This window comes from [Eubacterium] eligens ATCC 27750, assembly GCF_000146185.1.
Lineage (GTDB): Bacteria > Bacillota > Clostridia > Lachnospirales > Lachnospiraceae > Lachnospira > Lachnospira eligens.
In genome coordinates, this window is sequence record NC_012778.1 from 91,267 (window position 1) to 108,183 (window position 16,917).

Annotated in this window: 13 protein-coding genes; 9 read left to right on the forward strand and 4 right to left on the reverse strand. The window is 36.9% G+C overall.

Annotated features, from left to right (window positions below):
* Positions 1–10 precede the first annotated feature (10 nt).
* From rfbC to rfbA, 4 genes are all read right to left on the reverse strand, one after another.
* Positions 11–622 (reverse strand): dTDP-4-dehydrorhamnose 3,5-epimerase, encoded by a 612-nt coding sequence (gene rfbC, locus EUBELI_RS00420; RefSeq protein WP_012738359.1) that lies wholly within the window; start codon positions 620–622, stop codon positions 11–13.
* Positions 623–643: 21 nt separating this feature from the next.
* Positions 644–1,561 carry a dTDP-4-dehydrorhamnose reductase gene (rfbD, locus tag EUBELI_RS00425; protein ID WP_012738360.1) on the reverse strand — a complete coding sequence of 306 codons (918 nt, stop codon included), beginning with the start codon at positions 1,559–1,561 and terminating at the stop codon, positions 644–646.
* Between the two features lie 31 nt (positions 1,562–1,592).
* Positions 1,593–2,612: a dTDP-glucose 4,6-dehydratase gene (gene rfbB / locus EUBELI_RS00430; RefSeq protein ID WP_012738361.1), complete on the reverse strand. Its 1,020-nt coding sequence runs from the start codon at positions 2,610–2,612 to the stop codon at positions 1,593–1,595.
* A gap of 65 nt (positions 2,613–2,677) precedes the next feature.
* Positions 2,678–3,577 (reverse strand): glucose-1-phosphate thymidylyltransferase RfbA, encoded by a 900-nt coding sequence (gene rfbA / locus EUBELI_RS00435; RefSeq protein WP_012738362.1) that lies wholly within the window; start codon positions 3,575–3,577, stop codon positions 2,678–2,680.
* A 135-nt stretch (positions 3,578–3,712) separates the two neighbouring features.
* Between rfbA and EUBELI_RS00440 the strand changes: the two genes are divergently transcribed.
* The 9 genes from EUBELI_RS00440 (at position 3,713) to EUBELI_RS00480 (ending at position 16,915) form a co-directional block, all read left to right on the forward strand.
* On the forward strand, positions 3,713–4,957 hold the full coding sequence (locus EUBELI_RS00440) for a MerR family transcriptional regulator (RefSeq protein ID WP_012738363.1): 1,245 nt from the start codon (positions 3,713–3,715) through the stop codon (positions 4,955–4,957).
* A 98-nt stretch (positions 4,958–5,055) separates the two neighbouring features.
* Positions 5,056–6,213: a glycosyltransferase family 4 protein gene (locus EUBELI_RS00445; RefSeq protein WP_012738364.1), complete on the forward strand. Its 1,158-nt coding sequence runs from the start codon at positions 5,056–5,058 to the stop codon at positions 6,211–6,213.
* A gap of 15 nt (positions 6,214–6,228) precedes the next feature.
* Positions 6,229–7,521, forward strand: coding sequence for a glycosyltransferase family 4 protein (locus EUBELI_RS00450; protein ID WP_012738365.1), 1,293 nt, complete (start codon positions 6,229–6,231; stop codon positions 7,519–7,521).
* A gap of 73 nt (positions 7,522–7,594) precedes the next feature.
* Positions 7,595–8,680, forward strand: a complete 1,086-nt coding sequence (locus tag EUBELI_RS00455; protein ID WP_012738366.1) for a hypothetical protein — start codon at positions 7,595–7,597, stop codon at positions 8,678–8,680.
* A 1-nt stretch (position 8,681) separates the two neighbouring features.
* A complete protein-coding gene (locus EUBELI_RS00460) occupies positions 8,682–10,280 on the forward strand; it encodes an MBOAT family O-acyltransferase (RefSeq protein WP_012738367.1) in 1,599 nt (532 codons plus the stop codon).
* 24 nt (positions 10,281–10,304) lie between these two features.
* A complete protein-coding gene (locus EUBELI_RS00465) occupies positions 10,305–11,096 on the forward strand; it encodes an ABC transporter permease (protein ID WP_012738368.1) in 792 nt (263 codons plus the stop codon).
* A 22-nt stretch (positions 11,097–11,118) separates the two neighbouring features.
* Positions 11,119–12,387 carry an ABC transporter ATP-binding protein gene (locus tag EUBELI_RS00470; protein ID WP_012738369.1) on the forward strand — a complete coding sequence of 423 codons (1,269 nt, stop codon included), beginning with the start codon at positions 11,119–11,121 and terminating at the stop codon, positions 12,385–12,387.
* A 16-nt stretch (positions 12,388–12,403) separates the two neighbouring features.
* Positions 12,404–14,905, forward strand: coding sequence for a glycosyltransferase family 2 protein (locus tag EUBELI_RS00475; RefSeq protein ID WP_012738370.1), 2,502 nt, complete (start codon positions 12,404–12,406; stop codon positions 14,903–14,905).
* A gap of 15 nt (positions 14,906–14,920) precedes the next feature.
* Positions 14,921–16,915, forward strand: coding sequence for a glycosyltransferase family 2 protein (locus tag EUBELI_RS00480; RefSeq protein WP_012738371.1), 1,995 nt, complete (start codon positions 14,921–14,923; stop codon positions 16,913–16,915).
* Positions 16,916–16,917 lie beyond the last annotated feature (2 nt).

The following is a 16,917-nucleotide window of genomic DNA, read 5'->3' on the forward strand; positions in this document are numbered from 1 at the left end:
ATTATAATAACTAATCAAACTTAAATGTGTTCTCAAGTGTATCCCAAAGCTGATCCTTATCACTTAAGTTGAGCTTTGTTCCATCGCTTAAAGCATAGCCTTCGCCTGAAGCTGAGCCATTGTAAGTGCCTGTAAGCTCTGGCCATTCAATACCGATTGCAGGGTCATTCCATGCGAGACCACCCTCGTCGTTAGGATGATAGAAGTCATCGCACTTGTAGCAGAATTCCGCTGTATCAGTAAGAACGAGGAATCCATGTGCAAATCCCTTAGGGATAAGGAACTGCTTCTTATTCTCCTCTGTGAGAAGGATTCCGTACCACTTTCCATAAGTTTCAGAGTCTGTACGAAGGTCAACAGCTACATCAAAAACAGCTCCCTTGATAGCTCTTACAAGCTTTGTCTGTGGGAAATGCTTCTGGAAGTGAAGACCACGAAGAACACCCTTAGTACTCATAGACTGATTGTCCTGAACAAAGTTAATATTGATACCAGCTTCTTCCATATCACGTTGGCTGTATGTTTCCATAAAATAACCACGGTTATCGCCGTGAACAGCAGGAGTGATGACACAAAGTCCTTCGATACCTGCGACATTCTTTTCAATTGTAATCTGTCCCATGATAAAATCTCCTTTGAAATATTAAATCTCACCGATTTCCTTTAAGAATCTGTGAAGAGCATCCTGCCATGTTGGAAGCGGAGTGAATCCGTTAGCAGTAAGCTTGCTCTTATCTAAACGGCTGTTAAAAGGTCTTGCAGCTTTAGAAATGCCGTATTCAGCAGTAGTTACAGGTGTAACCTTAGTAGAAAGACCTGCCTGTGCATAGATTTCCTTAGTAAAGTCATACCATGAAATGTATCCACCTTCATTAGTTGCATGGTAATAACCGTATTTGTCAGTTTCAACCATATCAACAAGAAGTCTTGCAAGATCTAATGTGTAAGTTGGTGTACCAATCTGGTCGTTGACAACACGAACCTCGTCATGAGTCTTTCCTACATTAAGCATAGTCTTAATAAAGTTCTTTCCATTAACACCAAATACCCATGCAATACGCACGATAAAGTATTTATCAAGAGTGTTAGAAACAGCAAGTTCTCCGGCAAGCTTAGTCTCTCCATATACATTAAGAGGCTTGTAGTCCTTGCAGTCTGGTTCCCAAGGTGTTTCACCCTGACCATCAAATACATAATCAGTACTGATGTATACCATCTTGCAGTCAAGCTGTTTGCAGACATTGGCAATATTCTGAGTACCATCTGCATTGATAGCCTTAACCTTGGCTTTCTTATCATCATCTTCAGCAGCGTCAACGGCTGTCCATGCTGCGCAGTGAATTACAACATCAGGTGAAACCTTAGTGATAACTTCAGAAACCTGGGCAGCATCAGTTATATCCATAGGTACATATTCGGCTGTTGTGACAGCGCTTCCATCAGCAACTCCTGAATATTCAGGTGCGATGTCGCTGCCAACGCCTGTATGACCTCTGCCTATCAGTTCATTCATAACGTCGTGGCCAAGCTGACCGCCAACGCCGGTAACTAATATCTTCATGTCAAATCTCCTTACAGAATAAATGTGTTAATTAGCGGTTGCTATACATTTTCTCATAGTAGTTCTGATATTCGCCAGAAATGATTGTCTCCCACCATTCCTTATTATCAAGATACCACTGAATTGTCTTCTTGATACCATCTTCAAACTTAGTTTCTGGAAGCCATCCTAATTCATTGTGAATCTTAGTTGGGTCGATAGCGTAACGCATATCATGTCCCTTTCTGTCACCTACATGAACGATAAGTGATTCAGGCTTGCCAAGCTCCTTGCAGATAAGCTTAACGATATCAATATTTCTCTTCTCGTTGTGTCCACCAACGTTGTATACTTCACCAACACGTCCCTTGTGGATGATAAGGTCGATAGCCTTGCAGTGATCCTCAACATAGAGCCAGTCACGAACGTTAAGACCTTCGCCATAAACTGGAAGTGGCTTATCGTTAAGAGCATTAGCAATCATAAGAGGGATAAGCTTCTCTGGGAAGTGGTATGGTCCATAGTTATTAGAGCATCTTGAAATAGTAACAGGAAGTCCATAAGTTCTGTGGTAAGCAAGAACAAGTAAATCTGCGCCAGCCTTTGATGAGCTGTATGGGCTTGATGTATGGATTGGTGTCTCTTCTGTGAAGAAAAGGTCAGGTCTGTCAAGTGGAAGATCGCCGTATACTTCATCAGTAGATACCTGATGGTATCTCTGAATACCGTACTTTCTGCAGGCATCCATAAGAACCTGTGTACCAAGAATATTAGTTATAAGGAAAACTTCCGGGTTCTCGATAGAACGGTCAACGTGTGATTCAGCAGCGAAGTTTACAACCATATCTGGATGCTCTTCTTCGAAAAGTTTGTAAACAGCTTCGCGGTCTGTGATGCTTTCCTTAACGAATCTGAAGTTAGGGTTAGACATAACAGGCTCAAGAGTTGAAAGATTACCTGCATATGTGAGGCAGTCAAGACAGATGATTCTGTAGTCTGGGTATTTGTTTAACATGTGAAATATAAAGTTACTTCCGATAAATCCGGCTCCACCGGTAACAATAATTGTCATAATTAATCTCCTTAATATTTAAAATGTGTTCTTATATGAAAAATGTTTTAACTAAATGTACTTAATTATTCATGAAGCTTGTCGACATATTTGCCGTCTAAGACATCCTTTAAGTACTGACCATACTGGTTCTTCTTTAATACTTCATATACCTTGAGGACGTCATCTTTGTTAATCCAGCCGTTTAAGTAAGCGATTTCTTCAAGACATGCAATCTTTCTGTGCTGATGAGTCTCAACAGTCTTAACAAAGTTAGTAGCTTCTACAAGACTTTCATGTGTTCCTGTATCAAGCCATGTAAATCCCTGACCGAGAAGCTCTACATTTAAAGTACCCTTATCTAAGTAGATACGGTTAAGATCAGTAATCTCAAGCTCGCCTCTTGCAGATGGCTTTAAGTTCTTAGCGTATTCAACAACCTTGTTGTCATAGAAGTAAAGACCTGTTACACAGTAGTTGCTCTTAGGCTGTGCTGGCTTTTCCTCGATAGATACGGCCTTTCCTTCATTATTAAATTCAACAATACCAAATCTTTCAGGATCATCAACATAGTAACCAAATACTGTTGCACCCTTTCCTGATTCAGCATTCTCAACAGCTGCCTTAAGTCTCTTCTTAAGACCGTGACCTGCAAATATATTATCACCAAGAACCATGGCAACAGTGTCATCACCGATGAATTCCTCACCGATAATAAATGCCTGTGCAAGTCCGTCCGGGCTTGGCTGTACAGCGTAAGTAAGGTTGACACCGAACTGGCTTCCGTCCTTTAAAAGCTCTTTGAATCTAGGAGTATCCTGTGGTGTAGAGATGATAAGAATATCTCTGATACCAGCACTCATAAGAACTGAGAGTGGATAATAAATCATTGGCTTATCATAGATTGGAAGAAGCTGTTTACTAGTTACCATTGTGAGTGGGTAAAGGCGTGTGCCAGAACCACCAGCTAAAATAATACCCTTCATAATTGAAGTTCCTCCTTGTTTGTTAAAATGTTATGTTAATTTTCAAGTAGACATTTTTTAAGTCATGTATATAATAAAAGGTGACGCAGCGTCACCTTCAAGTGTTTTTTGAAAAATTTTTACAAGGAGTAATATATGCATAAAGAGGGATATTATTCTTCAGGGGAATTTGCGAAGAAAGCAAATGTTTCGGTAAGGACTATAAGATATTATGACCAGCAGAACATATTAAAGCCATCACTTCTTACTGATGAGGGAGTGAGATTTTATACGGATTCAGATTTTACAAGGTTACAGCAGATATTATTGCTTAAATATCTTGGATTTACACTGGATGATATAAGAAATATGACAATTGGTGATTCAGATTATCATGTGCTAAAGAATTCACTTGAACTTCAAAAGCGAATGATACAGGACAAGATTGCACAGATGCAGCTTGTATGTAAAGCTATTGAAGAAACAGAAGACTCTATTAAAGAGGGAAAAGGAGTTGACTGGAGTAATATGCTGGAGATTATCCATCTTACTAATATGGAAGACAGCATGAAGAATCAGTACATTAATGCTGGAAATATATCTGCAAGAATTAATCTTCATAACAGGTTTTCAGTTAATAAACAGGGATGGTTTCCGTGGGTATATGAGCAGTGTGGTATTGTTAAGGGGATGAGAATTCTTGAGATTGGGTGTGGTGATGGAACATTGTGGGTTGACAATATAGGTCAGCTTGCCATGACAGGAAAGAGAAATGAATTTTCAGGGAAGAAAAAAAACATATATATAGAGCTTACAGATATATCAGAAGGCATGATAAGTGATGCGAGAAGAAATATAAAAAAAGCAACAGAGAGCTGGAAGGAAAGAGATATTGATGTGTCATTCAGGTTCAGAGTGGCTTCATGCGAAAAGACAGGGGCAAAAGATGAATCGTATGATCTGGTGATTGCTAATCATGTGCTGTTTTATTGTAAAAATGTCAATAAGGCACTTGATGAAATTGTGAGGGTGTTAAAGCCTGGAGGAGTGCTTGTGTGCAGTACATATGGCAGCAGGCATATGCAGGAGATAAGCCGCCTTGTGTCGGGATATGATAAGAGAATTGCACTTGAAGCAGATAAGCTTTTTGAAAAATTCGGACTTGATAATGGAGATAAGATATTAAAAAAACATTTTTCAGATGTTGAGAGAAGAGATTATAAAGATGCGCTTGTTGTTGATGAAGCAGAACCGCTGGTAGATTATATACTATCATGTCATGGCAATCAGAAAGAGTACCTTGTGGATAAGTATACAGATTTTAAAAAATATGTAGAGAAAAAGCTTGTGAAACCTATGACAATAACCAAAGAGGCTGGTGTATTTGTGTGTAGAAAATAATGTATAGCAATTATATCTATAATATGGTAAAATCAAAAGAAACATGTTTTGTTACAGGGATAGTTTGAACATGCATATTATGGAAATACTCTGATAGAATGAAAGATTATTTATTGGGGGCAGAGAATACAGTTATGAAGAAATTAAAGATTGCTGTTGATGCAAGAACTTTAGGCAGCAGACCAAGCGGTGTGGGCATGTATCTTAATGACTTCTTAGAACAGCTCATAACATATGATGAATTTGAATGGATTCTTTTTACAGATGTTAAAGAGAGTGAATATATTAAGAGATTTGAGGCTAGAGGAATCAAGGTTATTGAATGGGGAAAGCCTGTATATAAAAGTGTCGGAGTGTATGCATATTTTGCATTTGTTAAGAAGGAATTAAAGCAGGTGAAACCGGATATATTCTGGGAGGTTAATTCGATTATACCTATTAATCTTAGTGGAAGCTTTAAGACACTTATTACAATACACGATATGTTTCCTATTCAGTATGTAAGATACTTTGGAAAAATATACAGCTATTATTTTAAGTTTAATCTTGGTGTGACTTTAAGACATACAGATATGATTCTGTATAATTCGGAGCAGACTAAGGATGATACAGAGATGTATTTTCCAAAGGCTAAGAAGATTCCAAGCTGCAATGCCTACATTATATCTAATCCGCTTACAAGATATGTACCGCCTAAGGATGAGAATTATTTCTTGTATGTAGGTAATATGGAGAAGCGTAAGGGCGTTGATATCCTTATTAAAGCGTACAGAAGATACAGGGAAGAAGGCGGAACAAGACCTCTTATTCTTGCTGGTAAGATGCAGGAGGATGATATTGAGCAGCTTCTTGAGACTGCACTTACAGAGGTTGAAGGTCTTACTTATCTTGGTTATGTATCACACACTACAAGATATGACCTGTATAACAACTGCTCATGCTTTGTGTTTCCTTCCATGGCAGAAGGCTTCGGAATGCCTATATTAGAGGTAATGAAGCATAATAAGCCAATACTTGCAAGTAATCTTAAAATATTTGACGAGGTAGTAGGTGACTGTGTGGAAAGATTCAGTCTTGCCGGTGATGATGATGATAAGGTTATAAGTCTTGCGAATGGAATGAAGAATATAGATAAGAAGATTAATTCTGGACTTGTTGATGAGAATGCATACAGACATGCGTTGGACAAGTATACACCGGAAAGACTTGGTGGTATGGTGAGAGACTTTATTAACAGCCAGATGAATAACAGATAGAATGTTGAGGTTTATATGGGTTTATCAAAATTTTTTCTTAATACGGGAGAAGCATTGAGACCGGTGCTGACAAAGATTATTCCTATGAAGCTTTTAAGTAAGATGAAAGCAGGGATAATTAATAATGCCACAGACAAGCTGTCGGCTGATTCTATTGAAAAATATGAGGCAGGAAGATACAAATGTGGTGCCAATATAATAGGTAATATTAAGGGCGATAACGGACTTGGACAAAGCGCAAGAATTATGTGCAGGCTGCTTGATGAGAATAAAGAACCTCATGTTATAAGGGATTTCTTTGTTCCACCAGGAGGTTCAAGAAGCAATGATACGTATGATGACAGATTCACAGAGGAGCTTCCTTTTGATGTGAATATTATTCATGTTAATGCAAGTGAATTCATGGTAGCATATTTAAGCCTTGGAAAAGAAGTATGGGATTACAGATATAACATAGGATACTGGGCATGGGAGCTGGAGACATTTCCAGAAGAGTGGCTTCCGGCATTCAAGCTTGTTGATGAAGTCTGGACACCGTCTGATTTTGTTACGAATACTTTGAAGAAATACACAGACAAGCCTGTAATAACAGTTCCGCACTGTGTTGCACCGCAGACGGATACTGTGAAGTTTGATAGAAAGCATTTTAATCTTCCAGAAGATAAGTTCTTATTCCTTGTAATGTATAACAGTGGAAGCGTTATGGAAAGAAAGAATCCGCTTGCCGCTATTAAAGCATTTAAAGAAGCGTTCTGCAAAGATGAACAGATGAAAGAAAAATACAAGGATGTCGGACTTGTTATCAAGATAAGCGAGGCAGAATTATCTGCAGAAGATGAAAAGATTATTGGTTCTGTAATAGAGGACTGCGATAACATTTATTATATGTGCGGTCATATGGGAAGATGTGAGGTTAATACACTTCTTGCAGATGTGGATGTGTATGTTTCGCTCCACCGTTCAGAAGGCTTCGGACTTGTTATGGCTGAGTCAATGTATGTTGGTACACCTGTTATTGCAACTGACTGGTCGGGCAATACAGAGTTTATGAACAGTGATACAGCATGCATGGTCGGTTACGACATGATAGAGCTTGATAAGGACTATGAGCCGTTCAAGAAGGGCAATGTATGGGCTGATGCACATGTTGATGAGGCAGCAGACTATATGAGAAGGCTTTATGAGGATAAGGATTTCTACGAAAGAATTGCTGGGAATGGTCAGAAATATGCAAGGGAACATCTGGCGTATAAGCGTTCTGCGGATATTGTCAGCGAGAGGTTAAAGAAAATTCATGGAGAGAATTGATTGACAGGGAAATGAATGCGTAATATTATCAGTAATCGATATTTTGTAAAAAGATGATATATAGAAGGTAGTTATGAAAAAATTTAAACCAATAATAAGGTGCGTAATATTCTTAGCTGGACTTGCAGCTATAATGGGAGTGATTGATTTTGCCTGCGTACAGACAGGCTATGTTAATTACATTTTAAGAAATGTGTGTGCTAAGGATAATGGTACTGATTATGATACAGTTGTAATCGGAGCATCACATGCAAGGGCATCATCTGATCCGGAGCAGATTGATAAGAATGCGGGAACATATTCGATTAATATGGCAATTCCGGGAGAAACAGTAAAAGATTCGTATTATGTACTCGAAGAGACATGCAGAACTAATGATATTAAGACAGTTATTCTTGATATTGATTATCAGTATTATTTCAATCCTCCTAAAGAAGGATTCTATACTGAACAGTTTATCCAGTGCCAGATGAACTGGGGTTCATATGTAAAGTGGCAGTATATATATGATAACATGAATCGTATGGAAATAAGAAATGTTTTCACAAGAAGACAAGCATGTGATTTTACACTTACCAGTATGAAAGAAAATATCAAACAGAAATTATCAAAGGGTTACAAAGATGCAGATATTTATTCTCTTGATGTAGATGGTGGAACATATGCTGGAAGAGGCTATTTCTATATTAAGCCTGTTAGTGGAGAACTGGCAGGTAAAGAACTTATAAAAAGCTGGAGTGTAAGAAGCAGAGAGCAAATTACAGGTTATCCTCTGAAGTATATTAAGAAAATAATAAAATATTGCAGAGATAATGATATTGATCTTATCGCAGTAACATCTCCAATAACTCCAAGCAGTGTAGGTACTCTTCATATGGAGAATGTTCATAATACAATAAATAATCTGCTGGTAGAGAATGGAATCTTCTATTATGATTTCAACATGGCAAGACAGGATGTACTGCCAAGAACAGATTCGGACTTTGTTGATAAAGAAGGACATATGAATGGAGAATTTGCAAAAGAATATTCAGAATTTCTTGGCAAAGTTATTAAAGAACATAAACAGGGAACTAAAGATATTAATAGATATTTCTACAGTTCATATCAGGAAATGTATGATACTGATGCAGGGCTGTACGGGGTAGTGGAGAAATAAAATGTCATTTACAACAGCGTTATTTTGGTTTTTTATATTAATCGGAGTAGTTATATATTATGTACTTCCATCTAAAGTAAGATGGATGTGGTTACTTGTGTTAAGTTATCTGTATTATTTTTCATTTAATGTGAAGAATAGTCTTTTCATGGTTGCAGCATCGCTTGTTATATATCTCGCGGCGTTAGCAATGGAATACATACAGGATAAGTCAGATGCATATCTGAAAGAACACAAGGCAGAGATTGACAGGGAACAGAAGAAGAAACTTAAGAATTCTGTTAAGCATAAGAAGAGAATAATACTTGTAATAGCAATGCTTATTAATTTCGGAGTACTTGCAGTATTAAAATATGGTGGTTTTATCACAGGCAATATTACAGCAGTTCTTAATAAGATAGGAATTGATAAGACTGTGTATGCATTAAGCAATTATGTGATGCCACTTGGTTTATCATTCTTTACATTCCAGTCAATATCTTATGTTATTGATATATATCAGGGGAAATACAGAGCAGAAAGGAATCCATTCAGGATATGTCTTTTTGTATCGTTCTTCCCTCAGATTATGCAGGGACCTATTGGAAGATTTGATAAGCTGCAGAAAACACTTTTTGCAGGTAATGCATTTAATCTTCAGAATATACAGTTTGGTATTCAGAGAATATTCTGGGGACTGTTCAAGAAGATGATTCTTGCAGACAGGGCTGGAGTATTTGTAGCAATGATATTCAACAAGCCTGATGAATACGGTGGAGCAATGGCAATAATAGCGGTGCTTATGTATTCAATCCAGTTATATGCGGATTTTTCAGGTGGTATTGATATAGTAATCGGTGTTGCGCAGCTTTTTGGTGTAACTATGGATGAGAACTTCAGACAGCCATATTTTAGTAAATCAATCGGAGAGTTCTGGAGAAGATGGCATATTACACTAGGTACATGGATGAAGGATTATGTCTTCTATCCATTCTGCTTGTCAAAGGCTATGAACAAGTTCGGAAAGTGGGGCAAGAAGCATCTTGGTGAGCATGTTGGCAAGACGCTTCCTATATGTCTTTCTAATCTTCTGATATTTTTTATAGTTGGTATATGGCATGGAGCAGAATGGCGTTATATCATGTATGGTATGTATAATGGAGTAATAATAGCATTCAGTAACCTTGTAGAGCCACTTTATAAAAAATGCTTACATGCATGTCATATTAACCCACATAAGAAGTGGTGGCAGTGTGTGCAGATATTAAGAACATTTATACTTGTTAATATCGGATGGGTATTCGATTGCAGTGCAGCAGGTATGGGTTCTGCAGTCAGAATGATAAAACGAATGATTACAGACTTAAGATTTGACCAGCTTAACGCTGTAATGTTCAAGAGTATTGGTTTAAAGTCGGCCGATTACATAATTCTGGCAATCGGATGCGTTGTTGTATTAATAATAAGCATACTTAAAGAAAGAGGAGTACAGATAAGAGCTGCCGTAGCAGCAAAGCCAATAGCTGTAAGATGGCTTATTTATTACGGTCTTATAGTAGCAATATTTGTTCTGGGATATGCAAGTGACGCTGGAAGCGGATTCTTATATGCGAATTTCTGACAGCCATAATTAAATGGAGGATTTATGAAACATTTAAAGGAAATGTATGAATACAGAGAAATGATATTTTCTCTGGTAAAGAAAGATTTACGTGGAAGATACAAGGGCTCTGTGCTCGGATTTATGTGGACATTTATTAACCCGTTGTTACAGCTTTTAGTGTTTACACTGGTTTTCTCAATAATTATGAGAGCCAATTATGAGCAATATTATCTGTTCCTTTTCGTAGCGCTTGTACCATGGATGTTTTTCGGCTCAAGTGTTCAGGATGGTTCAACATGTATAATGCGTGAATCTAACATGGTTAAGAAAATATATTTTCCAAGAGAGGTTATTCCAATATCTACAGTAACAAGTGCATTCATTAATATGATTCTTACATTTGTTGTTGTGTTTATCGTTCTTCTTATCTCAGGAAGAGGAATTAATCCGGTTGCATTATTATATCTTCCTGTTGTAATGATTGTTGAATATATATTATGTCTTGGAATTGGACTTATAGTTTCTGCACTTACTGTTTATTTAAGAGATTTACAGTACATTCTTGGAATTGTAGTTATGGCATTACAGTATATGACACCAGTTATGTATGGCGCTGATATGGTAGAGAATGCTAATGTTCCACAGATATTAAAGACAATATTTAACTTAAATCCAATGACACCAATAATCAATATATACAGACAGATTCTTTACTATAAGGAAATTCCAGATTTGTCTACATTATTGGTTGCTATTATAACAGGCGTTGTTTTTGTTATTCTGGGAGCAATTATATTCAGAAGACTTCAGCGCGGATTCGCAGAAGAGTTTTAATGTTTAAGAAAGTGAGATAAGTATGCTTAACAACGAGAATTCAATCGAAGTAAGGAATGTATCCAAAAGCTTTAAAGTGTATTTTGATAAAGGCAATGAACTTAAAGAGAAAATGCTGTTCTGGAAGAGAAACAGATATGAAAACAGAGTTGTTCTTAATAATATAAGTTTTACAGTAAAGAAGGGTGAGGCAGTAGGTCTTATTGGAAGAAACGGCTGTGGTAAGAGTACAACACTTAAGCTGTTGACTAAGATTATATATCCAGACAGCGGTTCTATTGAAATGTGCGGAAGAGTTTCAAGTCTTCTTGAACTTGGAGCAGGATTCCACCCTGACATGAGTGGAAGAGAAAACATATACACTAATGCTGCGATATTTGGTCTTACTAAGAAAGAGATAGATGAAAGACTTGAGGATATTATCGAGTTTTCAGAATTACAACAGTTTATTGATAATCCTGTAAGAACATATTCATCAGGTATGTACATGAGACTTGCATTCTCAGTAGCTATTAATGTTAATGCAGATATCCTTCTTATTGATGAGATTCTTGCTGTAGGTGATGCGAATTTTCAGGCAAAATGTTTCAACAAGTTAAGAGAGATTAAGGCTAATGGAACAACTATTATTATTGTATCACATGCTCTTGGACAGATTGAAGAGATATGTGATAAGTCAATCTGGATTAAAGATGGACAGATTGAGCAGGAAGGTGATCCAAGAGAAGTTGACATTGCTTATCTTGATTATATGAATCAGGAAAGATTAAGCAAGGATGAGCAGGAAAGAGCCAGAATCTTAAGAATTGAAGCAGAGCAGAGAAGACTTAAGAAGGCTGAGGAAGAGAATAAAGAAGGTGGTAACGATAAGCGTTACGGAAGTTTCGAGGCAAGAATTAATGATGTTATCTTGTCTTGTGATGACGGCAATAGGACAGAAACTCTTGAAACAGGAAGAAAAGCCGTGATAGAGATAGATTATTCTGTTGAGACTCCGGTAAAAGAAGTTCATGCAAGATATATGATTTACAGAATTGATGGTCAGTTATGCAGCGGAAGCAGTACTAAGATAGACAGACTTGATGCATTTGACCTTGAGAAAGATGGAAAGATTGTTATTGAGTTTGACAGTATGACACTTACAAGAAGCCAGTACTGGGTTGATATAGTGCTTGAGAAAGCTGATGGAACACCAATTGATTATTATAAAGAAGCAGCAAGGTTTAATGTTGTATCAGGAATTGAAGATATGGGTGTTGCAAGAATTGAGCATACATGGAAGAACTGTTAATTGAAAGGTAGTAGCTATGAAAAAGAGTGATAATGTAATTAATATACAGCTTTCAGATAATCAGGGAAAACTTCATATTAGAATTGCAGGCTGGTATATTCCTAAGGATTTTGATGATTATTCATTTGAATTATTTATTAATGGGGGAAAAATAGAGTGCAGTGTTGAACATATAACAAGAGAGGATAAGCTAGATCTTCTTATAAGTAACAATCTAAAGCGAGACAGCAAGATAGGATTCATTATTAAAACAGATGTTAATAAGAGCGATGTTAAGACTATTGAATTATATGTAGTTGATGCAGGGGTAAGAAGTAAGATTGCAAGTGCTGATGAGAAGGATGTTGTATATACGGTACAGGATCAGATATTACAGTATAATATAGACAGAATATGGCCGGAAAAGACTATCGATGACAAGCATGTTTACAGGGTAGCAGGATGGGTTGTTGCACAGGAAGGTGATGTTGTAATCAATATGACAGATACAAGCAATAATCCGCTTGAATTCAAGAATGTGCGCTGTGAACGTCTTGATTTAATTGATAATGGTTATACAGAAGATGAAAAAAAAGCGGTTGGATTCACAATTACAATAGATGAAAAACCTGGATATGTATTACATTTTAAGTCGGATGCCAAGAGCATTGATATTAATATAGATGAAGAGATTAAGAGACAGAGAAGAATTTACAATATAGATAAGACCAAGAGAATGATTAAGGCTGTAACACCACATAATGTCGCACGCCTCTGTCATCACATAAGATTATATGGATTTAAAGATCTTAAAGAGTATGTATATGGCGGATTATATGGCGTTATGGATCAGGCTGAGATATATAAGAAGTGGTTTGCAATTCATAAAGCTACACAGGAAGAGCTGGATAATCAGAAAAAGGTGAAGTTTGCTTATGAACCAAAGGTAAGTATTATTGTTCCAACATATAATACACCTATTAAGTATCTCGAAGAGATGATCCAGTCAGTAATTAACCAGTCATACAGTAACTGGCAGCTTTGTATAGCAGATGGAAGCTGCGGTAATGCAAAGCTTGAGAAGGTTCTTGAAGATTATCATAAGAAAGATTCAAGAATTGTATATAAGCTGTTAGACAGTAATAAGGGAATTGCAGGCAATACTAATGCTGCACTTGAACTGGCTGACGGTGAGATAACAGGGCTTCTTGATCATGATGACACATTAGAGCCAGATGCTTTATATGAAGTTGTTAAAGCATTTCAGGATAAGATGGTTGATGCTGTATATACAGATGAAGATAAGATATTAGGACCGGATTGGATAAATGTTGATCCTAATTTTAAGACAGATTACAACATTGATTTGTTAAGATCTCATAACTATATAACACATTTCTTCTGTGTTAAGACAGAGCTTCTTAAGGAAATCGGTGGCTTTAAGGCTGATTATGATGGTGCACAGGATTATGATGTTATATTAAGATGTACTGAGAAAGCCCGTAAGACTGAGCATATTGCCAAGATATTATATCATTGGAGAATGCATGATAATTCTACAGCAGCTAATCCAGCAAGTAAGGCATACTGCCATGAAGCAGGAAGAAAGGCTGTTGAGGACCATCTTAAGAGACTTGGAATACCGGCTAAGGTTGAACTTTGTAAGTTATTCGGAGGGAGCAGGGTTATATATGAGACACCAGGAAATCCGCTTGTTTCAATTGTAATTCCTAATAAGGATCATATTGATGATCTTGATAAATGTGTACGTTCACTGTTTAATGTCAATACTTATAAGAATATAGAAGTTATTATTGTTGAAAATAACAGTACGCAGAAAGAAACATTTGAATATTATGACAGTATACAGAAGGAATATTCTAATGTTAAGGTGTTGGTGTGGAAGAGAGAATTTAATTATTCTGCAATTAATAATTTCGGTGTTAAGGAAGCAAAAGGTGATTATATCTTACTGCTCAACAATGATACTGAAATGATTGCACCGGATTCTATATCAGACATGCTTGGTTACTGCATGCGTCCGGATGTGGGAATTGTTGGTGCCAAGTTATTGTACCCGGATGGAACAATCCAGCATGCTGGTGTAATTATCGGACTTGGCGGAATTGCAGGACATGCATTCATAGGTCTTGATGCTAACCAGTACGGATATATGTCAAGAGCATATCTTTCAAGCGATTATTCTGCGGTTACAGCTGCATGCCTTATGATATCAAAGGAAATATACAACGAAGTAGGAGGTTTGTGTGAACAATATGCAGTTGCATTTAATGATGTTGATTTCTGCATGAAAGTCAGAAGCAAGGGATACCTTGTAGTATATGATGCATTTTCACAGTGGTATCATTATGAATCTAAGTCAAGAGGATATGAAGATACTGAAGAAAAGCAATTAAGATTCAAAGGCGAGATTGATACATTTAAGAGCAAATGGCAGAAAGAATTAGATGAAGGAGATCCTTTCTATAACAGGAATTTCCCTCTTAACACAGAATCATATACACTGGAATTAGAGTAATTATCAGAGGTAAAAATGTTTTTAACGAGAGCAGCACAGATTATTGGAAAAGAAGGCTTTAAGACATTCGGGTATGCATTACAACAGAAGATGCATCAGAATATGACAGATGAGAAAGCTTATAGCATTTATCAAAAAAAAATCGCACCAAAACAGCGTATTACTGATAATAAGGCTGACTGCACAGCAATATGCAGACATAGTGGAAGCTATGAAAGCATGCTGGCAGCAGTGTCTGGAATGGATGCTGAATATATAGCCGTGTGTGATGAAAGCTGTGAATTCGATAAAGATTATACAGCAATTGTTTCACATTATATAAGGATTCAGAAAAGGGCAGGACGCAGTCTTATATATATATATACTGATTCGGAAAAGTATAATCAGGAAGCTGGATGCGGACTTCCTGACTGCAAGCCTGATTATTCATGGGATACACTGTTATCTTACAATTATATTGGCGATGCATTTGTTGCAAAGAAGAATGCTCTTATAGATGCTATTAATGAATGTAAGAATCATGGCGCGGTTGATAATATTAATTATTATGAATTGTCTTTAATAATTCTTTCAAAGTGTAAGACGTCAGATGTTGGGCATATCCATCAAGTGCTTGTTAAGGACATAAGAACTGACAGTAAATCATACAGGACTGCTGATGACGGAATGGCAGCTTTTAAGAAAATGATTCTGGAAAGTTCAGAAATTAATGTGAACATCGTAGCAGATAAGCATGATTCAGCAGTTGAGCATGTGCATTATATTACGAATGAATATGATCTGGTGAGTATAATTATTCCATCAAAGGATAATCCAGACATATTAAAATGCTGTTTACAGAGTATCCGCAAGTTCACGAAATATATTAATTACGAAATTGTTGTTGTTGATAACGGAAGTAATGACAGCAACAGAAAAGAGTATGAGAAGCTTGTAGATACATTTGAAGGACAGGCATCATATGTGTATGAAAAGGCAGATTTTAATTTCTCACATATGTGTAATATTGGAGCAGCTAAAGCAAAAGGTAATCTGTTGCTGTTCCTTAATGATGATATTGAAATAATCGGACAGGATTATGAAGACACAGACTGGCTTTCAGTACTTGTCGGACAGGCAAAGCAGGAAAGTACCGGCGCGGTTGGTGCAAAGCTTCTGTATCCGGACTCATCATATATCCAGCATGTGGGTGTAATTAATTATGAATCAAGCTGTTTTGCACATCTGTATGCGAAGGCAGTTGATGATGAGAATATCAAGGCTCACAGGAATTACGCTGATTATGACTGCCTGTGTGTTACAGGAGCATGCTTTATGATTGAGAAGGCTAAATTCGATAAAGCTGGTGGATTTGATGAAGCATTTGAAGTAACACATAATGATGTTGATATATGCCTGACTTTGTATGAACAGGGATATTACAATGTCTTAAGAAATGACGTGGTCCTTTTTCACCATGAATCATTCTCAAGAGGTGATGATGAGGTTGATGAAGAAAAGAACAGACGTAATATGCATGCAAGGGATATGACATATGAAAAACATCCAAAGCTTGAGAAATATGACCCTTTCTATAGTCCGCTTCTTACGCAGACGGAGAATAACTACAGATTCGGAGATGAGATATATTCTGTAATATACAGAAAACCTCAGAAAGCTGACAGATTAAGGCCGGCTGCAGGATATATGGAAGTATCACCTACAGTTAAGGTGACAGAAACAGGGTATCATGATGATATGCAGCTTAGGGGATTTGCATATAACGGAAATAAAGTGTATTATAATCCCGTAATTTTTCTGTGGAATGAACAGAATTGTTATAGGATTAAGGTACAGTCAGTATGTGACAGAGTATTTCATTTAAGAAAAGGTGTGGATAAGAACATTAACTATGCACCGTTTTTTTGTGGAATAGATACAACGGATATGGAAAGCGGCACATATAGATGTGCTATCAGAGCTGATGGTAAATATTATGATGCACAGACAGATGTCGTAATTGATGGTTAAAA

Bases quoted from the DNA above. Each gene is read 5' to 3' on its own strand.
- EUBELI_RS00440 (WP_012738363.1), top strand. From the start codon at position 3,713: ATGCATAAAGAGGGATATTATTCTTCAGGGGAATTTGCGAAGAAAGCA.
- EUBELI_RS00480 (WP_012738371.1), top strand. From the start codon at position 14,921: ATGTTTTTAACGAGAGCAGCACAGATTATTGGAAAAGAAGGCTTTAAG.
- EUBELI_RS00460 (WP_012738367.1), top strand. From the start codon at position 8,682: ATGTCATTTACAACAGCGTTATTTTGGTTTTTTATATTAATCGGAGTA.
- rfbA (WP_012738362.1), bottom strand. From the start codon at position 3,577: ATGAAGGGTATTATTTTAGCTGGTGGTTCTGGCACACGCCTTTACCCA.
- EUBELI_RS00450 (WP_012738365.1), top strand. From the start codon at position 6,229: ATGGGTTTATCAAAATTTTTTCTTAATACGGGAGAAGCATTGAGACCG.
- EUBELI_RS00465 (WP_012738368.1), top strand. From the start codon at position 10,305: ATGAAACATTTAAAGGAAATGTATGAATACAGAGAAATGATATTTTCT.
- rfbC (WP_012738359.1), bottom strand. From the start codon at position 622: ATGGGACAGATTACAATTGAAAAGAATGTCGCAGGTATCGAAGGACTT.
- rfbB (WP_012738361.1), bottom strand. From the start codon at position 2,612: ATGACAATTATTGTTACCGGTGGAGCCGGATTTATCGGAAGTAACTTT.
- EUBELI_RS00475 (WP_012738370.1), top strand. From the start codon at position 12,404: ATGAAAAAGAGTGATAATGTAATTAATATACAGCTTTCAGATAATCAG.
- EUBELI_RS00470 (WP_012738369.1), top strand. From the start codon at position 11,119: ATGCTTAACAACGAGAATTCAATCGAAGTAAGGAATGTATCCAAAAGC.
- EUBELI_RS00445 (WP_012738364.1), top strand. From the start codon at position 5,056: ATGAAAGATTATTTATTGGGGGCAGAGAATACAGTTATGAAGAAATTA.
- EUBELI_RS00455 (WP_012738366.1), top strand. From the start codon at position 7,595: ATGAAAAAATTTAAACCAATAATAAGGTGCGTAATATTCTTAGCTGGA.
- rfbD (WP_012738360.1), bottom strand. From the start codon at position 1,561: ATGAAGATATTAGTTACCGGCGTTGGCGGTCAGCTTGGCCACGACGTT.